General features: G+C 43.3%; 20 protein-coding genes and 1 pseudogene. 15 read left to right on the top strand and 6 right to left on the bottom strand.

Annotated features, from left to right (window positions below; translation table 11 throughout):
* Positions 1 to 50 precede the first annotated feature (50 nt).
* The 3 genes from L1028_RS07960 to L1028_RS07950 are packed head-to-tail and all read right to left on the bottom strand — an operon-like array spanning position 51 to position 2,543.
* Entirely contained in the window at positions 51 to 971 is a 921-nt protein-coding gene (locus tag L1028_RS07960; RefSeq protein ID WP_423803025.1) for a metal ABC transporter substrate-binding protein, read from the bottom strand.
* Positions 968 to 1,807 carry a metal ABC transporter permease gene (locus tag L1028_RS07955; protein ID WP_234532827.1) on the bottom strand — a complete coding sequence of 280 codons (840 nt, stop codon included), beginning with the start codon at positions 1,805 to 1,807 and terminating at the stop codon, positions 968 to 970. Before L1028_RS07955 ends, L1028_RS07960 begins: the two co-directional genes overlap by 4 nt.
* The gene (locus L1028_RS07950) at positions 1,800 to 2,543 is read right to left on the bottom strand and encodes a metal ABC transporter ATP-binding protein (protein WP_341482502.1); all 744 of its coding nucleotides are present in this window, start codon (positions 2,541 to 2,543) and stop codon (positions 1,800 to 1,802) included. Before L1028_RS07950 ends, L1028_RS07955 begins: the two co-directional genes overlap by 8 nt.
* 165 nt (positions 2,544 to 2,708) lie before the next feature.
* Between L1028_RS07950 and L1028_RS07945 the strand changes: the two are divergent.
* The 10 genes and pseudogenes from L1028_RS07945 (at position 2,709) to L1028_RS07895 (ending at position 10,862) form a co-directional block, all read left to right on the top strand.
* Positions 2,709 to 4,025 (top strand): annotated as a pseudogene (locus L1028_RS07945) (aryl-sulfate sulfotransferase).
* A 193-nt stretch (positions 4,026 to 4,218) separates the two neighbouring features.
* On the top strand, positions 4,219 to 5,331 hold the full coding sequence (locus tag L1028_RS07935; RefSeq protein WP_234532823.1) for an ABC transporter substrate-binding protein: 1,113 nt from the start codon (positions 4,219 to 4,221) through the stop codon (positions 5,329 to 5,331).
* 91 nt (positions 5,332 to 5,422) lie between these two features.
* Positions 5,423 to 6,346, top strand: a complete 924-nt coding sequence (locus L1028_RS07930) for an ABC transporter permease (RefSeq protein ID WP_234532821.1) — start codon at positions 5,423 to 5,425, stop codon at positions 6,344 to 6,346.
* Complete coding sequence (locus tag L1028_RS07925) at positions 6,343 to 7,146, top strand: ABC transporter permease (protein WP_042184213.1); 804 nt, start codon at positions 6,343 to 6,345, stop codon at positions 7,144 to 7,146. Before L1028_RS07930 ends, L1028_RS07925 begins: the two co-directional genes overlap by 4 nt.
* Positions 7,143 to 8,186 (top strand): ABC transporter ATP-binding protein, encoded by a 1,044-nt coding sequence (locus L1028_RS07920; protein WP_234532819.1) that lies wholly within the window; start codon positions 7,143 to 7,145, stop codon positions 8,184 to 8,186. Before L1028_RS07925 ends, L1028_RS07920 begins: the two co-directional genes overlap by 4 nt.
* Positions 8,187 to 8,191: 5 nt before the next feature.
* Positions 8,192 to 9,073 (top strand): alkaline phosphatase family protein, encoded by an 882-nt coding sequence (locus L1028_RS07915; protein WP_234532817.1) that lies wholly within the window; start codon positions 8,192 to 8,194, stop codon positions 9,071 to 9,073.
* An 83-nt stretch (positions 9,074 to 9,156) separates the two neighbouring features.
* Positions 9,157 to 9,474, top strand: coding sequence for a hypothetical protein (locus L1028_RS07910; RefSeq protein WP_234532815.1), 318 nt, complete (start codon positions 9,157 to 9,159; stop codon positions 9,472 to 9,474).
* A gap of 110 nt (positions 9,475 to 9,584) precedes the next feature.
* Positions 9,585 to 9,821 (top strand): DUF6953 family protein, encoded by a 237-nt coding sequence (locus L1028_RS07905; RefSeq protein WP_042123499.1) that lies wholly within the window; start codon positions 9,585 to 9,587, stop codon positions 9,819 to 9,821.
* Positions 9,822 to 9,836: 15 nt separating this feature from the next.
* Positions 9,837 to 10,109: a helix-turn-helix domain-containing protein gene (locus L1028_RS07900; RefSeq protein WP_234532812.1), complete on the top strand. Its 273-nt coding sequence runs from the start codon at positions 9,837 to 9,839 to the stop codon at positions 10,107 to 10,109.
* Between the two features lie 171 nt (positions 10,110 to 10,280).
* The gene (locus L1028_RS07895; protein ID WP_234532810.1) at positions 10,281 to 10,862 is read left to right on the top strand and encodes a 50S ribosomal protein L25; all 582 of its coding nucleotides are present in this window, start codon (positions 10,281 to 10,283) and stop codon (positions 10,860 to 10,862) included.
* A gap of 65 nt (positions 10,863 to 10,927) precedes the next feature.
* Here the strand turns inward: L1028_RS07895 and L1028_RS07890 are convergent, their stop codons facing one another.
* Positions 10,928 to 13,231 carry a UvrD-helicase domain-containing protein gene (locus tag L1028_RS07890; RefSeq protein ID WP_234532809.1) on the bottom strand — a complete coding sequence of 768 codons (2,304 nt, stop codon included), beginning with the start codon at positions 13,229 to 13,231 and terminating at the stop codon, positions 10,928 to 10,930.
* 490 nt (positions 13,232 to 13,721) lie between these two features.
* On the opposite strand from L1028_RS07890, the gene L1028_RS07885 reads away from it, so the two are divergent.
* Together L1028_RS07885 and L1028_RS07880 are read left to right on the top strand one after the other, a co-directional pair.
* Complete coding sequence (locus L1028_RS07885) at positions 13,722 to 14,558, top strand: DUF6492 family protein (protein WP_234532808.1); 837 nt, start codon at positions 13,722 to 13,724, stop codon at positions 14,556 to 14,558.
* A 2-nt stretch (positions 14,559 to 14,560) separates the two neighbouring features.
* Positions 14,561 to 15,931, top strand: coding sequence for a sugar phosphate nucleotidyltransferase (locus L1028_RS07880; RefSeq protein ID WP_234532807.1), 1,371 nt, complete (start codon positions 14,561 to 14,563; stop codon positions 15,929 to 15,931).
* Between the two features lie 100 nt (positions 15,932 to 16,031).
* Here the strand turns inward: L1028_RS07880 and L1028_RS07875 are convergent, their stop codons facing one another.
* Together L1028_RS07875 and L1028_RS07870 are read right to left on the bottom strand one after the other, a co-directional pair.
* Entirely contained in the window at positions 16,032 to 17,756 is a 1,725-nt protein-coding gene (locus L1028_RS07875) for a sensor histidine kinase (protein ID WP_234532806.1), read from the bottom strand.
* A complete protein-coding gene (locus tag L1028_RS07870; RefSeq protein ID WP_234532805.1) occupies positions 17,734 to 19,302 on the bottom strand; it encodes a response regulator in 1,569 nt (522 codons plus the stop codon). Before L1028_RS07870 ends, L1028_RS07875 begins: the two co-directional genes overlap by 23 nt.
* Before the next feature lie 251 nt (positions 19,303 to 19,553).
* Between L1028_RS07870 and L1028_RS07865 the strand changes: the two genes are divergently transcribed.
* The 3 genes from L1028_RS07865 to L1028_RS07855 are packed head-to-tail and all read left to right on the top strand — an operon-like array spanning position 19,554 to position 23,076.
* Entirely contained in the window at positions 19,554 to 21,266 is a 1,713-nt protein-coding gene (locus tag L1028_RS07865; RefSeq protein ID WP_234532804.1) for a type 2 periplasmic-binding domain-containing protein, read from the top strand.
* 22 nt (positions 21,267 to 21,288) lie between these two features.
* Entirely contained in the window at positions 21,289 to 22,179 is an 891-nt protein-coding gene (locus L1028_RS07860) for an ABC transporter permease (protein ID WP_042184236.1), read from the top strand.
* Between the two features lie 18 nt (positions 22,180 to 22,197).
* Positions 22,198 to 23,076: a carbohydrate ABC transporter permease gene (locus L1028_RS07855; protein WP_234532906.1), complete on the top strand. Its 879-nt coding sequence runs from the start codon at positions 22,198 to 22,200 to the stop codon at positions 23,074 to 23,076.
* Positions 23,077 to 23,090: the final 14 nt, after the last annotated feature.

Genomic DNA, 23,090 nt, shown 5'->3' with positions numbered 1-23,090 from the left:
ATCCTTTAAAAGAGAGTTTAGGCTGTCGAGAAAAATCTCGACAGCCTTTTTTATGACGACAATCCTTCAACGACTTTATCAATATTCCATCTAATCATCTTAATGTATGTGTCGCCTTCTTCGCCTTTTTTAGCTAAAGAATCGGTGAATATTTTAGAATGTATCGGTACACCCGTTTCATTGGAGATGGTTTCCATTGTTTTCGGATTAACGCTCGTTTCCAGGAATAAAGCGGGTACTTGATTTTCATCAATGATGTTAATGATGTTTTTCATTTGTTCTGGCGTGCCTTGACTATCCGTATTGATCTCCCAGATAAATGCAGACTCAAATCCGTAGGCTTTTGAAAAATATTTAAATGCCCCTTCGCTTGTAACCAAAATGCGTTTCTCCTGTGGAACTTTTTGTACCGATTCTTTTGCATATTGATCCAATTCATTAAGTTTCTTAACATATTCTGATTGGTTATTTAGATAAAAATCTTTGTTTTCCGGATCTTTTTCGATTACATGTTTAGTGATGATATCTACATATTTAATAGCATTCTGAACATCAAGCCAGGCATGAGGATCTTCTTGAGTCTCTTTTCCTTTTTCTGTTAGGTACATTGGAGTTGTTTCATCTGAGACGGCAAAAGCGACATCCTTTTTATTAGTGACATCAAGAAGGTCTTGGAACCATCCCTTACCTGTTTCCAGGTTCAATCCGTTATAAAAAACTAAATCTGCGCTAGATACTTTACTTGTGTCCTTAGGTAGTGGATCATACATATGCGGGTCTGTTCCGATGGGAACCATGCTATAGACCTCAGCTTTTTCCCCTACAATGTTTTCGGTCATATCCGCGATAATGGAGTATGTTGCAACAATCTTCAACTTGTCATTGTCTGCTTCTCCCTCACTAACTTTTGAACATGCGGTAAATAGTACGATGAACATTGTCAAAGAGAGCATCTTTATTGTTTTCATCATTGTTTCAACCCTTTCCTTAGAAAATTATTTTTGGGCGAGATAATAAAAGATACAGCAAACAAACTTACGCCTACTAGAACAATGGTGGCACTTGTAGGTAAATTGAATCTAAAGCTAATGATCACACCTATAATTCCAGATACAGCACCGATGGTAGAAGCCAGGATAATCATGTGGATCAGCTTATTCGTCCAAAGATATGATGTAGCTGCTGGAATAACCAGCATTGCAATCACAAGCACAATTCCTACTTGAGATAATGAGGACACGGTAACCACGGATAGCAGCATCATCAATAAATAATGATAGAATCCCGTTTTTAAACCAAATGCCTTAGAGACGACAGGATCAAACGAACTAATTAACAGCTCTTTATACAACAATGAAATGATGGCTATAACAACAAGCATGATAATAAATGATTGCATTAACTCGGACTGCGGGACGGCCAAAATGTTACCAAATAAAATATGAGTTAGATCAAGCCCGCTCTTGGCGAAAGTGATTAAGACAATTCCTAGAGCGAAAAATGAGCTGAGAATAATTCCGATCGAGGTATCACTTTTGATATTGCTGCGACTTGTAATAAATTGAATTAGAATGGCCGCTAAAAGTCCAAACAATGAAGCTCCTACAAGAATGTTAATCCCTAAAATATAAGATAACGCCACACCTGGTAATACAGCATGAGACAAAGCATCTCCCATTAATGACATCTTTCGGAGTACAATAAAACTTCCTAAAACCCCTGAAACAATGCCAAGAATGATAGCAGACAATCCAGCGTTTAGCGCATAGATCGGAATATTTAATAATGATGAGAAATAATCAATCATTTTCGGCGCCTCCCATTCCTTTGATCACCAGATTACCTAAGGACGCCCCGTAAGCATTGAGGATATTGTCGGCTGTAAAGGTGTCTTTCACATCACCAAAAGCAATAAGCTTTTTATTGAGAATGATTACTTTGTCAAAATATTCTCCCACCTCATGTAAATCATGATGAACGATAAGTATGGTTTTTCCTTCTTCGCGAAGCTGTTTAAGCAGTTTTACAATAATTTTCTCACTGACTAGATCTATGCCGACAAAAGGTTCGTCTAAAAAAAATACATCCGCTTTTTGGGCAAGCGCTCTGGCAATAAAAACCCTTTGTAGTTGTCCTCCAGACAAATTACTAATTTGTTTATTCGCAAGATCACTTATATCTACCATGGCCATACATTCCTCGACGCGTTGCCGCTCTTTTTTTCCGGGGCGCTGGAAGATTCTTAAGTTTGGATAGGTTCCAGTTAGCACTGTATCTTTCACTGTGATTGGAAAAGTAAGATCAATGTCATTTTTTTGCGGTACATATGCGATCTTTCGTTTATACTCAGAAATGTCTTTTCCCTCTACCATCACTGTTCCACTTCTTTTCTTGATTACTTCTAACAATGACTTAATGAATGTCGATTTTCCTGCACCATTTGGCCCGATAATTCCGATGGTGTACCCAAAGGGAATATCTATATTTACATTTTCTAGCGCTGAATTACCGAAATAATCCACGTTTAGGTTTCTAATTTCAATCATTAAAAAGCTCCTCGTCTTGAAATTTATTGATTTGTTTCCTCTTGGAAACATTTATTTTAATTATCTAATTTGTTTCCCTAGATAAACATTTATTCTTAGGTACAATATATTTAACAATGGGCAAAATGTCAATGAAAAAGCTTGAATCTTATTTGATCAACCATATTTCCAACTGGAGCAACCGTATATAATCCGAGCAAAGCATGGAGTGGCTATACCGTATTTCAAGCGGGTGAAGAAGGCGTAGTGCTGATTGATATGAACGGTAAAGAAGTGCATCTGTGGAAGCGGCTGCTCGGGTTTCCGGCTAAAATCTTCCCTGGTGGTTATGTGCTAGGCAGCACAGGAAGAAGAGACCCCAAATTTGGCATTCAGGATAATGTAGATCTGGTGCAGGTCGATTGGGACGGTAACATCGTGTGGAAATATAACAGCTACGAACACATAGAAGATCCGGGTTATGAACCGCTCTGGTATGCCCGTCAGCATCATGACTATCAGCGTGAGGGTAATCCAGTGGGGTATTTTGCCCCAGGGCTGGAGCCAAAGGTAGATGGTGGCAATACCTTAATCCTCGCTCACAAAAATATCTACAACCACGAAATCTCCGACAAGCAGTTGCTGGATGACACGATCATTGAGGTGAATTGGGAAGGGAATATTGTTTGGGAGTGGGCCCCGAATGAACATTTTGCAGAGCTAGGCTTTGATGAAGCGGCAAAAAATGTCCTATTCCGTGATCCTAACTCACGCTCCTTCGGGAATCTGGGTGGCGGTGTTGGAGATTGGCTGCATATCAATTCGGCCTCCTATGTAGGACCTAATAAGTTTTACGATGCAGGCGATGAACGTTTCCATCCAGATAACGTGATCTGGGATGCACGGGAAGCGAATATTATCGCAATTACAGATAAGCGTACCGGGGCCATCGTGTGGAGAATCGGTCCAGACTACTCACTGCCAGAGTTGAAGCATATCGACTGGATTATTGGCCAGCATCATGCGCACATCATTCCGAAGGGCTTGCCGGGAGAAGGAAACCTGCTCGTATTTGATAACGGAGGTTGGGGTGGTTACGGTCTTCCCAATTCCTCTTCACCCTTTGGGCAAAAGAATGCACTCCGTGACTACTCTAGAATTCTAGAAATTAATCCAGTGACACTCGAAATTGGATGGCAGTATACCGCGGCATAAGCAGGCTTCTCCGTTCCGGCAACGACTCCATATATTTTTACAGGCATCCGGTTAGCAGTGGGAACCTCGTATATGGCGATTATCGGTGCGGAAATGATTGCTTCGAACGAAGGTGTAGGTTATCTGATCTGGAATTCTCGGTTATTTTCCCGTACAGATTGGATCTTTGTCGGTTTATTCTGCCTTGGCTTTATGGGCTTCTTTACGGATCGGCTATTTGGCTGGTTTGGCAAGAAAGTGCTCTATAGATACGGCGTGGTTAGTGTGGCGGCACGTAGAAGGTAGTATAGCTTTAAACATAAACACCAGAACCGCCTGAGTGAATCAGGTGGTTTTTGGTATGTCTTATTTTTTGTTTACAAAAATTCCTATCCTCCTTAATGCCGCGAAAATAGTACACGCCTATACTGCAATTGGGTGCCTAACAGTTGGAGCATAGAGAAGCCCGCAAATAAGAAATAGGAGTGAAGGGGAAATCATGAAAAAAGGGATCAAAAATCAATTGTCGATGGGTCTAATGTTATCCTTGCTCGTCCTGTTGCTTGCTGCTTGTGGAAATTCGGCTAAGGCTGACGAATCAACGAATGGAAAGGCTGGCACCAAAGAATTAAGTCTGACCGAGATCGAGAGTAAAGCAAAAGAAGAGGGCAGTGTTATCAGTGTGGGAATGCCGGATTCCTGGGCGAATTGGAAAGATACATGGAGTGATATGAGTAGTAAGTATGGACTTACGCATTCAGATACGGATATGTCGAGCGCGGAGGAAATTGCCAAGTTTGATGCGGAAAAAGACAAGCCAACAGCTGACATTGGAGATGTAGGGATCGCGTTTGGATCAGTTGCCGTGGATAAAGGAGTAACACAACCGTATAAAACGACCTACTGGGATGAGATCCCTGATTGGGCTAAGGATAAGGACGGGAATTGGATTGTCGGCTATCAAGGAACGATTTCTTTTCTGACGAACACCAAGCTCGTGGCTAATCCACCGAAGAGCTGGGAAGATCTGAAGAATGGCAATTACAAAATCATCGTTGGCGATGTATCTAAAGCTGCTCAAGCTCAGATGGCTGTATTGGCCGCAGCGATTGCTTTCGGTGGCGATGAGTCGAACATTGAGCCGGGGATTGCTTTTTTCGAAGATTTGGCTAAAAAAGGACGTCTCTCCAATGCAGAAGCTTCCCTTGCCAACATTGAAAAAGGGGAAGTAGAAGTTACCCTGCTCTGGGATTTCAACGCTTTGAACTATAGAGATCAGATCAACAAAGATGGCTTCGCGGTATCCATTCCGAAGGAAGGCAGTGTGGTAAGCGGTTATGCAACGATCATTAACAAATATGCGCCGCATCCTAACGCTGCCAAGCTGACACGTCAATACATCCTTAGTGATGATGGACAGATTAATCTTGCCAAAGGGTACGCGCGTCCGATCCGTGACAGTGTAAAGCTACCAGATGATGTTGCGGCTAAGCTGCTGCCCAAAGAGGAATATGTTAACGCTAAGCCTGTTGGTGATTACAAGGTGTGGGAAGAGACAGCTAAGACTATTCCGCAATTATGGCAGGAACGTGTACTTTTGCATTTGAACTAGAATTGTTCTCCCCCCAAAAAAGAAGCAGGGCGCCTTCGTCACGATGCCGTAAGGTGCCCTTGTTCTATTCCCGCGACAAGGAGTGAGGAAATTGAAACAGAAAAGCCGCGGTGTGATCCTGGCACTCATTCCGTTTGCACTGATGGTGTTGGCATTTCAGCTGGTACCGGTATTGTCCATGGTGACAGGAAGTTTCCAAAAGTCCAATGGGACTGGGTTTACGCTAGGCAATTATCTGCATGCACTGCAAAGTGCCTATTATATGCAGGCAATCAAGAACAGCTTGCTGATCTCTTTAACCTCAAGTCTGATAGGAATCATTGTCGGACTTTTTTGTGCATATTGTATTACTCGGTTCACTCCGAGGGTAAGGGACAGACTCTTAATGCTTTCAAATATGACCTCTAACTTTGCAGGGGTTCCGCTAGCTTTTGCATATATTATTTTGCTCGGAAATAACGGGGTATTTACGCTCTTATTTAAACAATGGGGCTGGAGTGTTTTTACCGATTTTGATTTATATAGCTGGTCTGGTCTGATTCTGGTGTATGTCTATTTTCAGGTTCCGTTAGCCTTACTGCTCTTGTATCCGTCCTTTTACGGCATTCGTGAGCAGTGGAGAGAAGCGGCGTCCTTGTTAGGGGCAGGACCATGGCAGTTCTGGAAGACGATTGGGCTACCAATTCTAACTCCGGCGATCTTCGGCACGCTCGGGATACTGTTTGCCAATGCGATGGGTGCTTATGCCACGGCGTACGCCTTGGTTGGCGGGAATTATAATCTGCTGGCGGTACGTATCGGTTCACTGGTTGCTGGAGATGTGGTTACTCAGCCAGAAATGGGGAGTACGCTTGCTGTTCTGCTGGGTCTGACTACGATTTTGGCCGTCTATTTGAATCATCTGATGGTTCGGCGAACGGAGAGGTTTGGAGCTAAAGCGCTCAGTAAACCGGATGTGAAAACCAAATCTTCCCGGCGCTTGTGGACAGCAGCTAGTGAGGAGGTGGGGCAATGAATATACGTAAAGCAGGCTTCGCTCCGCGCACTTTCATGCTAATGCTCATGGTGTATTTATTACTTCCACTGTTAGCAACTGGTATTTATGCCTTCGCGCAGGACTGGCAAAATACCTTATTGCCTCAAGCTTGGACACTGAATTGGTTTGGAGAAATGTTTAAGGATATTCGTTTTTTGGAGGCGCTTTGGACCTCGCTGTATTTATGCCTGATTAGCGTGGTGCTGAGTCTGGCCGTGATGCTGCCAGCTGTTTTTGTCATCACCATTTATTTTCCGCGCTGGGAGAGCTTTATGAAAGTGATTGTTGTTCTGCCTTATGCGGTGCCTGGTGTAGTGGCTGCGGTGGGACTTATTCGTACCTATTCCTCTGGCCTCTTTGATATCGCTGGAACAGCTTATTTATTGGTGGGGGCGTATTTTGTGGTCATTCTTCCCTATATGTATCAGGGCATTCGCAATAGTCTGTTGACCGTTAACGCTGTAGAACTGCTGCATGCCGCAGAATTGCTTGGAGCCCGCCGCAGAACGGCTTTTATGAATGTGATTTTGCCAAATATCTGGCCTGGCGTTATCGTCTCTACCTTATTATCATTCTCCGTTCTGTTCGGCGAATTTGTCCTTACAAACATGCTAGTTGGCGGGCATATTCAGACGATTCAGGTGTATCTATATCAAAGAATGGGCGAAAGCGGACATTTAGCCAGTGCGATTGCCATCTCGTATTTTCTGTTTATTCTAGTCCTTTCGATGGTACTAATGAAGCTTGGCAAAAAGATGGGAGGAGGCGTTAAGGGATGAACGATTATCTGAAGCTGCAGGGAATACGCAAAATGTTTGGTGAGACCTGTGTGCTAGACAATATAGATTTGGAGATTCGTGAAGGGGAGCTTGTGACGCTGCTAGGACCTTCCGGTTGCGGGAAAAGTACGTTACTTCGCTGCATAGCTGGCCTTTCGGAGCTGGATGGCGGCAGAATCCTTCTAGAGAATAAAGATCTGGCAAATCTGCCGCCCCGTAAACGCGAGGTGGGGATGGTGTTCCAGTCTTATGCTCTATTCCCTAATCTGACGGTGAGCCAAAATATTGAGTATGGAATGAAGATGCGTGGTTTGTCCAAAGCCGCCCGACGTAGCCGCTGCGAGGAACTGCTGGCTTTAGTCGATCTAGAGGAGAAGCGGGATGTCTATCCGCAGTCACTCTCCGGTGGACAGCAGCAGCGGGTAGCGCTGGCCCGTTCTCTAGCCGTGCAGCCCAAAGTATTACTGCTGGATGAGCCCCTGAGTGCACTTGATGCCAAGATTCGTAAGAATCTACGTGCCGAAATTCGTGATATTCAGAAGCGCTTTAACATGACGACCTTATTCGTTACGCATGATCAGGAAGAAGCGCTGATTCTATCCGACCGCATCTGCATTATGAATGGTGGACGCATCGTCCAAGATGGAACACCGGAAGGACTGTACACCGCGCCGCGCACAGAGTTCGTTGCTCGGTTCATGGGCAGTTATAACGTATTGACTCGGTCAGAGGTGATGGCGCTGTTCCGTGGCATAGATAGTGGTATGGACAGCTTTGCCATTCGCCCTGAAGCCGTAACGTTACTGCATGACGGGGCGGGTCAAGAGGAGGCTGCTGCAGGAGCACAACTGGTGAATGGAATGATTAAATCGGTGTCTGTGCTAGGCAATATTATTCGATGTACGGTTGAGGTTGAAGGAATCCGCTTAACGGTTGATCTTTTAAATGATGGACGCTGGCTACGGGTTGGAGAAGGGGACAAAGTCACATTGGCGTTGAACCCTTCCGAGCTTTTACATTTAGAGCGAGAAGGAGCGTGAGTAGAATGACGGAAATGAGCAATAAACTCATTGTGGTTGTCTTGGACGGACTTAGATATGATGCTGCTCGCAAATACATGGGCTATCTGGAGCATCTTGTGGAACAAGAATCCTTATCTTGTTATCGAGTACAGTCGGAATTACCTAGTCTATCACGCCCGCTTTATGAAGTGCTCTTAACGGGTACACCCGTGTCCAAAAATGGAATTACAGCCAACCATATTGTGAGACCAAGCCATGAAGAGAGTGTATTTCATTTGGCAGTAGACGCTAATTTGCGTACCGCTGCTGTCGCCTACCATTGGGTCAGTGAGCTTTATAATTCAGCCCCCTTTGATCCGCTGGCTGATCGCCATCAGCATAATGTGATGAAGCCAATTCAGCATGGGAGCTTTTATTTCGAGGATCACTATCCCGACAGCCATGTATTTGCCGATGCCGTGTATTTACGAAGTGCCTATGATCCGCATTTTCTATACATTCACTCCATGAATATAGATGATGCCGGGCATCGTTATGGCGGGGAGAGCAAGGAATATGAGCTTTCAGTGCGTAACGCTGATGGACTGCTAGCGACTGTTTTGCCCATTTGGATGGAGCAGGGGTATAAGATTCTGATTACGGCAGATCATGGAATGAACGCAAATGGGTACCATGGAGGGATAACCTCTTCCGAGCGGGATGTGCCGTTATATACGTTTGGTGTAGATGTATTACCACTAGAAAAAGAGGATCAAGCAATTCCCCAATTGCGGATAGCTCCGCTAATGTGCCACTGCTTAGGCCTTACTCCCTCGGCTGCAATGAGCAAGGAAGGCTTGCCTCCTTTTGTGCAAAAGCAACCACTTCATGAGGTGAATGAACCTGTGATTTTAGAAATAAAATAGTAAAGCAAGATAAAAATCATATACGGGGACGCTGGATTTTTGTATACTAAATAGTATATTTTACCTAATTAGGAGGTTGTCTTTTGAGCGCTTCTAGAGCTTTGAAATGGATTACAGGCTCATTTGAAATTATTTTGGCAATTCCAATTCTGGGTGCTGCTATTGTAATTGGCACTGGCTACTCCGCACTGGGGTTGATGTTTATTCTTCACCTGGTTACTTTGATTTTATCTTCAAAGAACCAAGAATCTATTTATGGTTCAGTACTCGGAATCATAACTTCTTTATTCGCTTGGATTCCATTTGTGGGATGGGTATTGCACTTGATTACAGGGATTCTGTTGATGGTAAGTGGTGGACAGAAGACTCGTTATCCTTCGAATCGTACCTATCCACAATAAATAGAGACAGCCTAATACAGCCCGACTCGGACGTTTGTCCGGTCGGGCTGTATTCATGTTATAATGAGGGCACATTTTAGCATGAAGTACATGAAAGGAGGCACATCCATATGGAAGTAACAGCACAAGATGTAGCGGAATGGATGGTTAAGGAAATTCGGTTTACGGGTACCTTGTATCAGACCGCGGCGATTGAATATGTGAAAGAGAATTTTGGGGAACAATTTGTATTTGTGAATGAGAATGGCAATGCCTCACTGTCCAAGGAAGTAAAGAAAGCTTTCCGGAAGCTGCACGGCGGCAAAATCGCGTGGGATCGCGATGGATTTTTGTGGGCGTGGACTTAAGTTGGAGGTGAATGTATGCCGGTTATCCGTAGTAAATTAAGTGTGGTCATGGAGAATCATGATCCCAAACTCTCTATACGAAAGCTTGCTAAGGATATTAATTATCACTTTGATTCGGTTCGCCGTATGTATAAGGATGAGATGGTACAGTATCCCAGAGACTTGCTCTTAAAGCTTTGTTTATATTTTAATGTTCAGCCTGGGGAACTCATCGGAATCGAAGAGTTGAATGACAGTGATTGTACAATAGAAGAAGTGATAGGTGAAGATGAGTTAAGTAAGCGTTAAATAAATTGAGAAAGTGCAGTTGGGAAGAGTTGAGGAATGGGAAGTCGAATTCACTCAAGTCTTCTTTTTTGTATGGAAAAGAGGGGTTTTGGCTAAAATTGACTAGATTCTATGGTCATGTTATAATTGGGTTGACAAGAATTTATGGTCAAAGAGAGCAGGAAATAAAAAATGAGTAAATTTATTCAATTAAACAAGCGTACTGGCGAAACAAAGTCCCAAAAGAAATTAGCGAGAGAACAGGGACGTATCCCGGCTGTGTTGTATGGAGTGGGTAAAGATACTTTGAACGTAGAAGTGAATGAAAAAGAGCTGTTGGATACTTTGAAAAAAAATCCACGGGCTATTCTGCAAGCAAAAACTACGGACGGTGAAACAATGCCGATCATTGTTCAGCATATTCAAAAGAATTCTCTGTCAGGTAAAATCTTGCATATCGATTTCCAGCATGTGAACATGTCTGTAAATATGGATAGTAAAGTTACGATTCATTTTGCGGGTGAAGCAATCGGTGTGAAATCCGGTGGCGTACTGCAAGTGGAATTGTATGAAGTAGAAGTACGTTGTATGCCGGGTGTTTTGCCTACTTCTATGGAAGTAGATATTAGTAAACTTGATATTGGCGATCAGCTGCTAGTTTCTGACCTGATTTTCCAAGATGGAATCGAAGTGCTGACCGATCCGAATGCAGTAATGATTCAGATTAAGACTGTACATGAAGAAGTTGAAGAAGCAGTAGTAACTACAGCCTAAATATATATTTATATTAAAAAAGCAAGCTTCCAGGGAAGAGGAAACTTGCTTTTTTTGCGTGTAAATCATACTGGAACTTCTCTAGTATCCTTCGTCATAGGAGTGCTACATAGAGGGCATGGTTTTGAGGTTAAATGATCCTCAGCTCCGCCAGCTTTCATGCGTGTCCAACCAGGACAACTATTGCCCGTGCAGTTCCATACCGGAACGACATGGGTTTTTGTTTTTGTTGTAGTTGCACGGCTGGTCGGCAAGGATCTTGTGGTCACCGTTCTACTCACCGTTGTCGCTGCTGTGGAAGAAACCGCTGAACGAAAGGCGGATAACATGAAGCGGGAGACCTCCGCTTTTTTACCCCGATGCTGTGCAGGTGAGCTGATAAATAGCTCCTCTCGGGCTCTCGTAACGGCCACATACGCCAGTCTCCGTTCCTCCTCCAGTGCTGCTAAGCTTGAAGCTCCACTGCTTCCGGCCGCAAGCTTGCGGTCTTTTAGCCGATCACCCTCCAGTGCAGAGCTATGCGGAAGGATTCCCTCAGACGCTCCAATTAAAAAGACTACAGGAAACTCTAGTCCCTTTGATTTATGAATGGTCATTAATGCGATCCGGTTGCCTTGCTCTTTAGTGCCAGGTTGACGATTATGCTCGTTACGCTCCGTAACATTATCTATGAAATCAAGAAAGGCAGGGATGCTGTCAAAACGCGCCGCCGAGGATTCTAGTTCATCCAGCATTTCTTTTAACGTCTCGCGATGTAAGGTTGCTTGATGCCGTTCATTCGCTTCGATGAAATAATCGTAGAATTGGGTACGAATCTGCCGGATTGCTTGAATTGGGGTCAGTTCGCGTGTATTCCGGATTAGATCGAGCCGATCTCTTAGCTTGGTTCCTTTGAAATCTTCCATGCCGGGCATGGACAACAGGTGGATTAACGGTCCTTGCTTGGGCTGTCTAGCTTCCATCTGGCGGATGTGATTCATGCCTTTTTCACGGTTCATATATAGCGTCGGGAGGATATTCTCCATCGCTGCAAAATTTCGCCGATTCACGGAGAGTCGCAAATGATCCACTACCGGAGAGATCAGCCAGTGCTCGTACAATAATTGCCCTTCTCCGTAATCAATATAGGGAATATCGCGTAAAAGGAGCAGTTCAAGAACGGCCCGATTGCTGCTCGACGCCCGGTACAACATAGCGAAATCGCTATATTCTCTTTTGCCGCTAGAGACCTCGTTTAAAATATGCTCGATCATCTGTTCGGCTTCTTCGTCTGCGGTTTGCGGACGCATATATCGTGGCTGACTTCCACTACCTTTTGCGGCTTGCAGGGTTTTGGAACGCCGACGTGTATTGTGCTTGATAATGCCGTTGCCAAGTCCAACGATAGCTGGGCCTGAGCGGTAATTAATATCGAGCGTAATAACCCTTGCTCCCGGATAGAGCTTCTCGAACTCTAGAATGAACTCACTGCGCGCTCCATTGAAGGAATAAATCGTTTGGTCATCATCACCAACCACCATTAGATTATGCTGTGGGTGAGCGATCATTTTGACAAGTTCGTACTGCAAGGCGTTTGTATCCTGGAACTCGTCCACCATCACGTACAGATATCTCATCTGCAACTCTTGCAAAAGCTCCGGACGCTCCTTTAGCATCCGATAAGCGATTAAGAGGACATCATCGAAATCGATTTTGAAATTGTCTAGTTTCCATTGTTCGTATATTTCCAGAATGGATTTCATTTCTTTTTCGGCGGTGGTTCCTTCTGGCAGATCTTCCACGGTGCCCATGTTCATTTTGCAGGAAGAGAGCAACGAGAGTAGGGTTTCTGGTGGATAAGCATCCTTCGGCAGTCCGAGCTCACGCATGATCTGCTTCAATAGGATGTGCTGGCGCCGTGTCTCACTGAAAATCTCCTGCTGCAATCCCTGTCTGCGCAAGAAAAACAAGAAAAAGGAATGGAACGTACGGGCCTGCAGCCTTGCAACGTCCGCTGTGCTGACTCCCGGAAGCAGGGCGATCCGTTCGCGCATTTCTGCCGCGGCTTTACTCGAAAAAGTCAGCAATAGCAGCTGACTCGGCGGGACGCCGCGCACGGACAACAAATAACCGGTTCTGCAGATCAGAACCGAGGTTTTGCCGGAGCCTGCGCCGGCCAGTGTCAGCAGCGGCCCTTTATGATGCCGTACCGCGGCAATCTGCGGGCGGTTGAGCAGGATGCCACCTTCCTCCAGCCTGCGAAAATAAGTGGAGTCCCCTTCCTCCCGCTTTACCAGCTCCTTACTAGTCTGCGCTGAAGCTACTGCCGCTTGCGGGATGCGTTCGCCGGTTGCTCCCAGCGGGATATTATGAAATAAGAGCTTATTCAATAGATTCACCTTCATATATTTCTGTATAGAGTGAGCTTAACAAAACTAGTTGGAGAATGGTTGAGTTCATCTTAAAATGTGTCGATTAAAATACGCCGGAAATTTAGTCAATCTACAATATACCATCCCAGCCTTTTTACTGCACAGAAAAAAATGTTGGATATAGTATGGGGGAGTGTGGAGCTTGGTTGTGTGAGTGAAGCTCAGGTGGCGGGATGTACGGGATAATCCTGTAGAAAGGATGGAAATGGGCGCTCAAAACAAAGCGAATTGGGCTCAGTGAGCGAAAAGAGGGGTATAAATGCCCCAGAAAGGAGTGAATGGTGCATCGCAGATTTGTCCGACACACGTCCCCATGAGGCTCCATTCACCTGAACAATTCTGTGATGCTTATTCTCTTCTTGTCCTCTCTTAAGTTTACAGTGAAGCCCATTCCCTTTCCTTATTATCCTCATATCCTAAAGCAAAATCATGATATGGAGATGACCGTATGCCCTCGCCTAAAAAGGTCCGCATAAGACATGCCGTTACCATTGATGTACTGATTCCGGCTATCGAGAAAGATTTGGCTACACTCCCCTATGTTATTGATGCTGTTCGAACACATGTTAAGCATCCGATAGGTCGAATACTGATTGTTGCTCCCAAAAAGACACGTATACTGGATTTCTGCCGAAAAAAGGGCTGTACCTTTGTCGATGAGAATACAGTCCTCCCGATTACAAAAAAAGATATCCATTACCGTTCGCGGAAATGGGAAAGATCCGGTTGGTTGTTCCAGCAATTGTTGAAGCTGAATGGTGACAAGCTGTGTACGGCTGACTATTTTTTAGTCATCGATGCAGATACGGTCTTAATCGCTCCTCATCGGTTCCATGAGAAGGGAAAGACGATTTTTTACAGCCGCAATTGGAGTCAGCCTCAGTACTTTGTAACCTATAAGAAGCTGATGGGTAGGAAGGCGGCGTCCGCTTCTTCTTTTGTGACGCATTATATGCTGTTTGAACGCAGCCAATTGACTCAGATGAAAAGAGAGATTGAAGCAAAGCATCAGAAGCCTTGGTATTCGGCGATTATACACAGTATGAACCGCACTAAACAATTTGCTTTCTCTGAATTCGAAACTTATGGGAATTACCTGTATTCGAAGGATCGTGGAGGCATGAAGATCCAAAAGGCGCGTAATAAAGGCCTCCATATGAATGCAGGTCAGCTGTCCAAGCAGAAGCTGAATGAGCTGGCGGAAAAGTATAGATCGTTGTCTTTTCATAAACGGAAGGGGTATGTGAGAACACCGAATAGTAAGTCCAGCGCAGGGGGGCGATAGCGTTGCAGATCGTACTCCTTTCAGGGGGATCGGGTAAGAGGCTGTGGCCGCTGTCGAATGAGATCAGGTCAAAGGCATTTTTAAGACTTCTCCCAACAGAAGATGGCGGCATGGAGTCGATGATCGAGCGAGTATGCAGAGGGCTAGATGAGGCAGGATTGTTAGATTCAAGCTGCATTGTAACCCATTGCAGTCAGGTGGAAATCACCCGCAAATCTGTTGGCAATCAGATAACCTTACTGGCGGAACCACAGAAGCGGGGAACTTTTACTGCAGTTGCACTGGCGGCGAGCTATTTGCATTCCGTGAAGAAAATAGACTTAGAAGAGATTGTTGTGGTCATTCCGGTGGATTCTTATGTGGAGGCTTCTTTTTTCAGTCAGCTTCGGCAGTTTCCCAGTGTGCTGTCCAAATCACAAGCAGATATTGCCCTGATCGGTGTTACGCCTGAATTCCCATCCACACAGTTCGGGTATATATTGCCGAGTGGAGGTTCAGAGGGGACGTCTTTTCTAAATGTGAAGCAATTTGCAGAGAAACCAGACGAACTGGCGGCGGCCGAGTTCATTTCCCGTGGAGGACTATGGAACTGTGGGGTGTTCTCCTGCTCATTAGGATACTTGCTCTCAAGTATGGTGGCACGGAAGCTTTCAGTAGATTACATGGAGCTAGTGGAGCGTTATGACGATTTGCCAGAACGAAGTTTCGACTATGAAGTGCTTGAGCATACGCAGCGAGCGGTAGTTATTCCTTACACCGGAGTTTGGGCGGATATTGGTAGTTGGGATGCGCTTACCCCTCATTTGCAGGAAAAGGTAATTGGCAGGGGGAGCATTTCTGAGGATTCAAAAGAAACCTATTTAGTGAACGAACTCTCTTGTCCCGTACATGTCATCGGTGCCCCAGGTTTGATTGTGGCGGCGGGTGCGGATGGTATTTTGGTTGCTGGGATCGAGCAGGCGAAACGGATTAAGCATAAGCTGGAGGGTCATGCCGCGAAGCCGATGATTGAAGAAAAGCGGTGGGGGAGCTCCCGCATTCTGGATTTCTCACGAACAGCAGCAGGAGTTGAGGTTACGACTTCCAAAATCACGATGTTGGCAGGGAAGCACACCAGCTATCATTTTCACAGGCATACCAAAGAAATATGGTCTTTTCTTTCGGGGAATGGAGAGTACCGTATGAACGGTGTTCTTCATGAAGTTGCAGCCGGAGACACAGTCACAGTACCTGCCGGTGCGAGACATGGTTTGCGGGCGATTACACCGCTCGAATTGATCATTATTGAACTGGTGACGTCTCCTGATGTGGGGGATTATGTGCGTGTTTCTGCCGAATGGGTGGGGGAGGAAAGCGCTCCAGATCATTTGTAATTCAATGATTTGAAGAAATTCAACCGGGTTTAATCCATCGTACATGTCCCGGTTGAATTTAATAAAGTGTAGCTAATTAACATCACTGCATTTAAAAGAGTTATAGATCTGAGCCACCTTCGTATCTTTTGGATGGAAATCGAAATGTGACCTCCGTTCCCAGTCCTAGAATACTGGTAATGGACAATCCGTATTCAGGTCCGTACATTAGCATAGCCCGGTCATTTACATTTTTGAGCCCATAGCCTATAGACTGGGATTTAAGCAGAAGATTTAGTCGTTCTTGTGGGATGCCAACGCCATTATCCTTTACTTTGAAGATGATACACTCCTCCACCATTTCTCCGGATAGAATAATTTTGCTTCCTTCTTCTTCTCCTCTATTCTCAATACCATGAATAATAGCATTCTCAATTAGAGGCTGAAGCATCAGGTTAGGCATGTAATAAGAGAGAATAGCCTCGTCGATCTGATATTCTACCTCAAAGTTGTTGCTATGCATGTTAAGCTGAATCTGTATATAAGATTGTACATTCAATAGTTCATCCGAAACCGAAATTATATTATTCCCTTTATTCAGCGTAGTCCGATAGAACGTGGATAGAAGCTGCGCCATTTCACTTATATCTGTTGCATGGATTCGAATGGCTCTCCAATTGATGAGCGAAAGAGCATTATATAGAAAATGAGGATTAATCTGAGCCTGTAGGGCTTTCATTTCATATTCTTTTCGTGAAATTTCCTCAATGTAGACCTTATCGATTAACACTTTAGTTTTGTCAACCATATTGCCAAAGCCTCTGATTAAATCCCCAATTTCATCTTTGGATGTGCTGGTGACGGTAACTTCCAGGGACCCCTCTTCTACGGTGCGCATATTATTGCGCAAACGTTTAATTTGCGAATTGAACTTTCGAGAGAATAGATTGGCAGTTATAGCAACGGCAGCAATACAGGCAACAATAACAAGCCCAACTGTCGAAAGGATTTTCCAAGCAGAATTCGTAATCATCTTCGTAGGTTTGCATAACATCACTATCCATCCTGATATAGGAACTTCAGATTGCAATACAGTGTACTTTGTATTTTTCCATTGCAGCGTATCCAAGTTGTCTGTGCTATTGGAGGGAATATATCCTTCTATACCAGGCGAGGCATAGATTAACTTTCCATGAGCATCTTTGACGAGAATCTCTGAACCTTGAGAGAGTAAAGAATCAAAAGGTGTGAATAACGAATCGTAATTCACACGTGCATACAGCACATTTTCTTTTGGATGCTTCTGTTTCGTATTAATAATGCGTCGAACAGCAAAAATCTCCTTGTTATCCGTAAACCACAGGACATCGACTGACTTCATCAAAGCCGGGTACCAATGTTTCTGTTTAATATCATTTAGGGCTCTGACGGTATTGCCATGTGCCAAAAGATTGGTTCCTGTATACAGCGTTATTTGTTCTACACCTGTATTTAGATACCGTGCCGTATTGAAATTTTGGTCAATCACATGGGTTAACTGATCATACATTTCATACATACTTGTATAGGTATGATTAGCTGAATTAATAATTTCCTGATTAAAGCTCAAGAAATTCATGAGTTTATTGTAGACATCCAGATGACTATTTAAAGCTAAAGCCCCTTGATTTAAGGCTGCTTTCAAATCAGATTTGGATTGCTTGATGAGAGATAATTTGGCTTCTTGATAGCAGAAGCTTCCCAATACAATCACAGGAATCATACTGATTAACATAAATGAAAGCATGATCTTGGTTTGAAACTTCATGTCGCGAATATTTTGCTTAAGTGTCCGCCAAAGTTGCATAATGCTCCTCCCGATATACAGAGGACTTCTGATTATACTGTCTATATTTTTCTGGTGTGTACCCATAGAAATCCCTGAAATTTTGGCAGAAGTATGAGATATTGCGATAGCCCACTGCGGTGCAAATATTTGATATTTTTTGATGCGTATTTGTTAACAACTCTTTTGCGTTTTGCATGCGGACATTCTTAATATATTTATTTAACCCACAGCCTGTCTGCTTCTTGAATATGGAGCTAAGATAATGTGGAGACAAATACACTTTAGCAGCAAGCATTTCCAAACTTAGATCATCGGCATAATATTGTTCAATATATTGTTTGACGGCATCGACATCACGGTTCTGAGTAGGCTCATGGTTGGTAGAGTTCTGATCAATCCGAGCGATACCTTCAAATATGATATCTTTGATATCCCGCAAATCTTCAGATCCATAGATGGTCTCGACGGCAGTCTGCAGCTCCATTTCTGATATAGGTGCAGCTTGTGTCATGATTTCTTGATAGATGGTGGAGAACATATACTTTACATACAAATGTGAGTACTGTACTTGATGTACGTATTTTTGATATAAAATTTCAGTATTTGCCCGTAAGCTGAAAATATCTTGATCCTTCAGATTATTTCGAATCTGATCTAGTAGATGGCTATCTGTAAGGTCCGGATACAAGGCCTCAGAGAAATGTAAGTCATTTTGTGTATTAAATACAAAAGTATCTGGGAGAAAAAAACGATATTCCATCAATTCTTCTAATGAAGTCAAAAGTGAACCTAAATCTAGTATTGAGGTTACTTCCTCTTTCATAGCGAGATAACAATTCACTTTATATTTATCAAGGATACAATTATGCAGGTGCATCGCTGAATGATTATCAAACTGGGAAGAAGGGAACTCTTGCTCGGGAAACAGTAGTAGACTTTGACATCCGTTTAGATTTAAGTAATCAGCAGATGTGTCTACTAAACCAAGTACAAACTCTTCGAACTCCGAATCCACAGATTCAAAAAATGGCTTATCGAATTCTAACAAAAGCATTTTATTGTAATGGCTGGGTAATTCAATAGACAGCTCTTGAAGAGGAGGAGTGCTTCCGATGCCGTTTACTAGAGAGAAGAGTAGATGTTTTCTCACATAGCTTAGCTTTCTTTGTGACGCTTCTTCTTTTTGCTGCTGGTTCTTTAATTCCTGAATAACTTTTTCTAAAGTAGTTTGGAATGCTTCAATGTTAACCGGTTTCAAAAGATACTCGGATACGCCCAGGGAGAGGGCTGTTTTGGCATACTCAAATTCAGCGAATCCACTGAATAAGATCACCTTTAATTTGGGGTGCAACTTTAATGCTTCCTTTGTTAGCTGTAATCCATCCATTATAGGCATCCGCACATCGGTAAATAGAATATCGACAGAGTGTGCGCTTACATATTCAAGTGCTTTACGACCGTTTTCTGCAACATGCAATTGGAGGGGGAAGCCAAGCTCCTTAATGAGGAAAGCAATCCCCTCTCGCTCCTCCTTATGATCATCTACCACCAATATGGAAAACATTATTTACCACCTTTCGACATGTAGTGACATTGATATTGTAGTATAACATCTTCGACCGTAGCAATTATTCCTCCATATTATCGTTAATGAGGAGTATTTATTTGTGTAAAACATAATTTTTTTGCGTTTACGATGGATAGCAAGAATCTATAAACTTAAGGAAGTAACAATATAAATTTTTTTGAAGCTGGCCGGCGCTTTGAAATCGTTTTCTAATACGAGTTTTTTATAGAAAAAGGGAGGCTCTTATAATGAAACATAAATTGAGAAAATCAAGCTCCATAATATTAGCATCACTATTAGCTGTTGCTATGGTAGGTTGTTCGAGTTCTAATAATTCTGAAACATCTACCCCAAAGACAGATGCGAGTGATCCTGCATGGAAAGAAGCACAGACGACTCCATTTGGCGCCTATCCTGAAACAGTTACTTATTCTGTTGGACAAGTGGCAACGAGCTATTCAGCACTTGCAGGAACGCCTTATGAGAAAGATAATGCCACAAACAATGTGTGGACAAGATATTTCAAGGATAAGCTGAACATTCAAAATACGACCTCGTTTGAATCCAATGATGGTACAGACTACAGTCAGAAAGTTTCGATGGCGATTGTAAGCGGTGAAATCCCTGATCTAATGGTGGTTCCTGACTACGCGACATTGCAACAGCTTTATGAGAACGATCTGATTGCAGATCTGACAGAGGTTTATGAAAATACTGCCAGCGATCGAATTAAGGAAATTTACGATTCCTACGGTGGTCGTGTTCTGGATAGCGCAAAGTTCGATGGCAAGCTGATGGCCATACCAACTACTGAAATCTCACATGGTCCTGGTATCCTCTGGCTTCGCAAAGACTGGATGGACAAATTGGGACTTGCTGAGCCGAAATCAATGGCTGATGTCGAGAACATTATTAAGCAATTTGTAGAAAAAGATCCAGGTGGTAATGGAGCGGGTAAAACGCTAGGTCTTGTTGTCGATAATGAAAACGTCGCCGGTGTCTCTGGTGGACAATTCTCATTTAATAATATCTTTTCACTATATGGTGCGTATCCAAAACAGTGGATTGATGATGGAAGTGGAAAGGCTGTATACGGATCTGTTCAACCAGAGATGAAGCCAGCACTGGCCAAGCTGTCTGAGATGTACAAGAATAACTTGATTGATCGTCAGTTTGCAGTACGTACTGGTGATGATCGCAAGGCGCTACTTACAAGCGGAAAAAGTGGGTCGTTCATGGATAACTGGTGGGGAAGCTGGACTGTGGCTGACACGCTTAAGCTGAATCCAGAAGCGGAATGGGTATCTTATGTTGCCCCACAATCAGAGGATGGCTCGGTTACAATGTTCACTGGAAATCCTTCCAGCAGTTATTTGGTTGTCCGCAAAGGCTTTGAACATCCTGAACTTGCAGCCAAGCTTGTGAGTGTTCAATATGACTATCAGCGTTACCAAGAAAAAGATGCAAAAGCTTTGAAAGAATTTGAAGATTATAAGAGCATGAATGTTGGCGGATCTCCGCTCGCCATTAATATCGATTATTATGACGCTTTCTATCGTAACGTTGACATCATGAAAGAAGCATTAGAAACAGGCGATACAAGTAAATTAACTAGCAATGAGGATTTAACGGCTTATAACTCCTATAAGAAGTTTCTTGATAGTAAGAAGAATGGAGAAACACCAGACTCCAATGCATGGGCTGGATATACTTCGAGTATTACGACAGCTAGTTTGGTGAAAGCCTCTAATATTAAAGAAGTGAATCCATTATTCTTTGGAAGTACATCATCCATGACGTTGAAATGGCCGACACTTACTAAAATGGAACTTGAAATGTACTTGAAGATCATTACAGGTGAACAAGCACCTGACGCATTTGATAAGTTTGTAGAGAGCTGGAATAAAACTGGCGGCGAAGTCATTACTAAGGAAGTTAACGAAGCGATAGCAACCAAATGATGTTGAAAGAGATGATCCGTAAATGAAAAATAAAAAAGATCAGACAGCATTCCATCTCATGATGGCGCCAGGCATGATTTTCCTAATTATCTTTTCGTTTATTCCAATGTTCGGTATTATAATGGCTTTTCAAAATTATGTTCCGGCTAAGGGAATGAGTGGTTCATCCTGGGTAGGTCTTGATAATTTCAAATTTATGCTCCAAATTCCTGACAGCAAACAGATTTTCAGTAATACGATCGTTATCGCGTTATGGAAAATTATTGTGGGTACTTTTACATCCATCGTGTTTGCCCTGTTATTAAATGAAATTCGGGTAAAGTTTGCTAAGCGATTCATACAGACGGTTGTTTATCTGCCGAACTTCTTGTCATGGGCGATTTTGGCTACTGTAGTCATGAACATCTTCTCTTATGAAGGTCCCGTTAATGCCATGTTAAGTTGGTTTGGGATTGACCCAGTCTTGTTTATGGCCAGCAATACCTGGTTTAGACCGATGCTTGTATTAACGGATGTATGGAAGGGTTTTGGGTACGGTTCAATCATCTACCTAGCTTCCCTGACATCCATTGATCCCGGACTTTATGAGGCGGGCTCCATTGATGGAGCCAACCGATTTAAGAAACTGTGGCACATCACGTTGCCAGGCTTAATGCCAACTATTTTGCTGGTTACAACCTTGAACTTGCCGAATGTATTGAATGCTGGTTTTGATCAGATCTTCAATCTGTATAATCCTTTGGTGTATGAATCTTCGGATATTATTGATACCTACGTTTATCGGGTGGGTCTGGTAGAAAGACAATACAGCTTAGGTACAGCAGTTGGCCTATTACGGTCGGTCGTTGGTATCGTACTGATTCTATCTGCGAATAAATTGGCCCAAAAACTTACGGATTATCGTATTTTCTAAAGAAAGGGGGGTTCTCCCATTCACGCATCTAACATCAAGGGTCGTATTGCAGATGTTATTATCTGGGTATTTGTTCTAGCGTTCGCCTTGTCCTGTCTCATACCGTTAGTCAATTTAGTAGCCATCTCTTTCAGTGATAATGCGGCGGCTTCCGCAAATCTAGTAAGTATATTCCCGGTTAATCCGACGTTTAGCTCCTATGAAAAATTATTGTCTGACAGCCAGTTTTGGCGTTCATTCATGATCTCTGTAGAACGAGTAGTGTTAGGTCTGCTTGTGAATATGGTACTGATGATTCTTACAGCCTATCCATTGTCTAAAAGTTCACGAGTATTCACGGGTCAGAAGATTTATATGAATCTCGTTATCTTCGCGATGTTATTCTCAGGCGGATTGATTCCAACCTTTATGGTAGTCAAAGAGCTTAATCTTTTAGACTCCATCTGGTCATTGATCTTGCCGGGTGCAGTACCGATAGGGAATGTGATCTTGCTGATGAATGCTTTCCGCGCTGTACCGAAATCTCTAGAGGAAGCAGCGAATATAGATGGAGCTTCACAGTGGAGAATATTAGGGACAATTTATCTTCCGATAGTATTACCTACGCTTGCCACCGTTACGCTCTTTACTATTGTGGGCCATTGGAATGATTACTTTGGTGCCCTGGTGTATATTAATAAAACGGCGAATTATCCATTGCAAACCTATATCCAACAGCTTAGCGTTGAGGTTCAGAACATTACAGATCCTGAAAAATTATTGGAATTAGCAAAAGTTTCGAATAAGACTTTGAACGCTGCTAAAATCGTAGTTTCTACGCTACCATTGTTGTTGATTTATCCGTTTATGCAAAAGTATTTCGTATCAGGGATTGTCGTTGGTTCAGTTAAAGAGTAAATATTAGTAGACAG

The organism is Paenibacillus pseudetheri, assembly GCF_924513355.1.
Lineage (GTDB): Bacteria > Bacillota > Bacilli > Paenibacillales > Paenibacillaceae > Paenibacillus_AQ > Paenibacillus_AQ pseudetheri.
The sequence above is the reverse complement of the archived record's forward strand: the minus strand, read 5'-3'. Positions and strand labels throughout refer to the sequence as shown.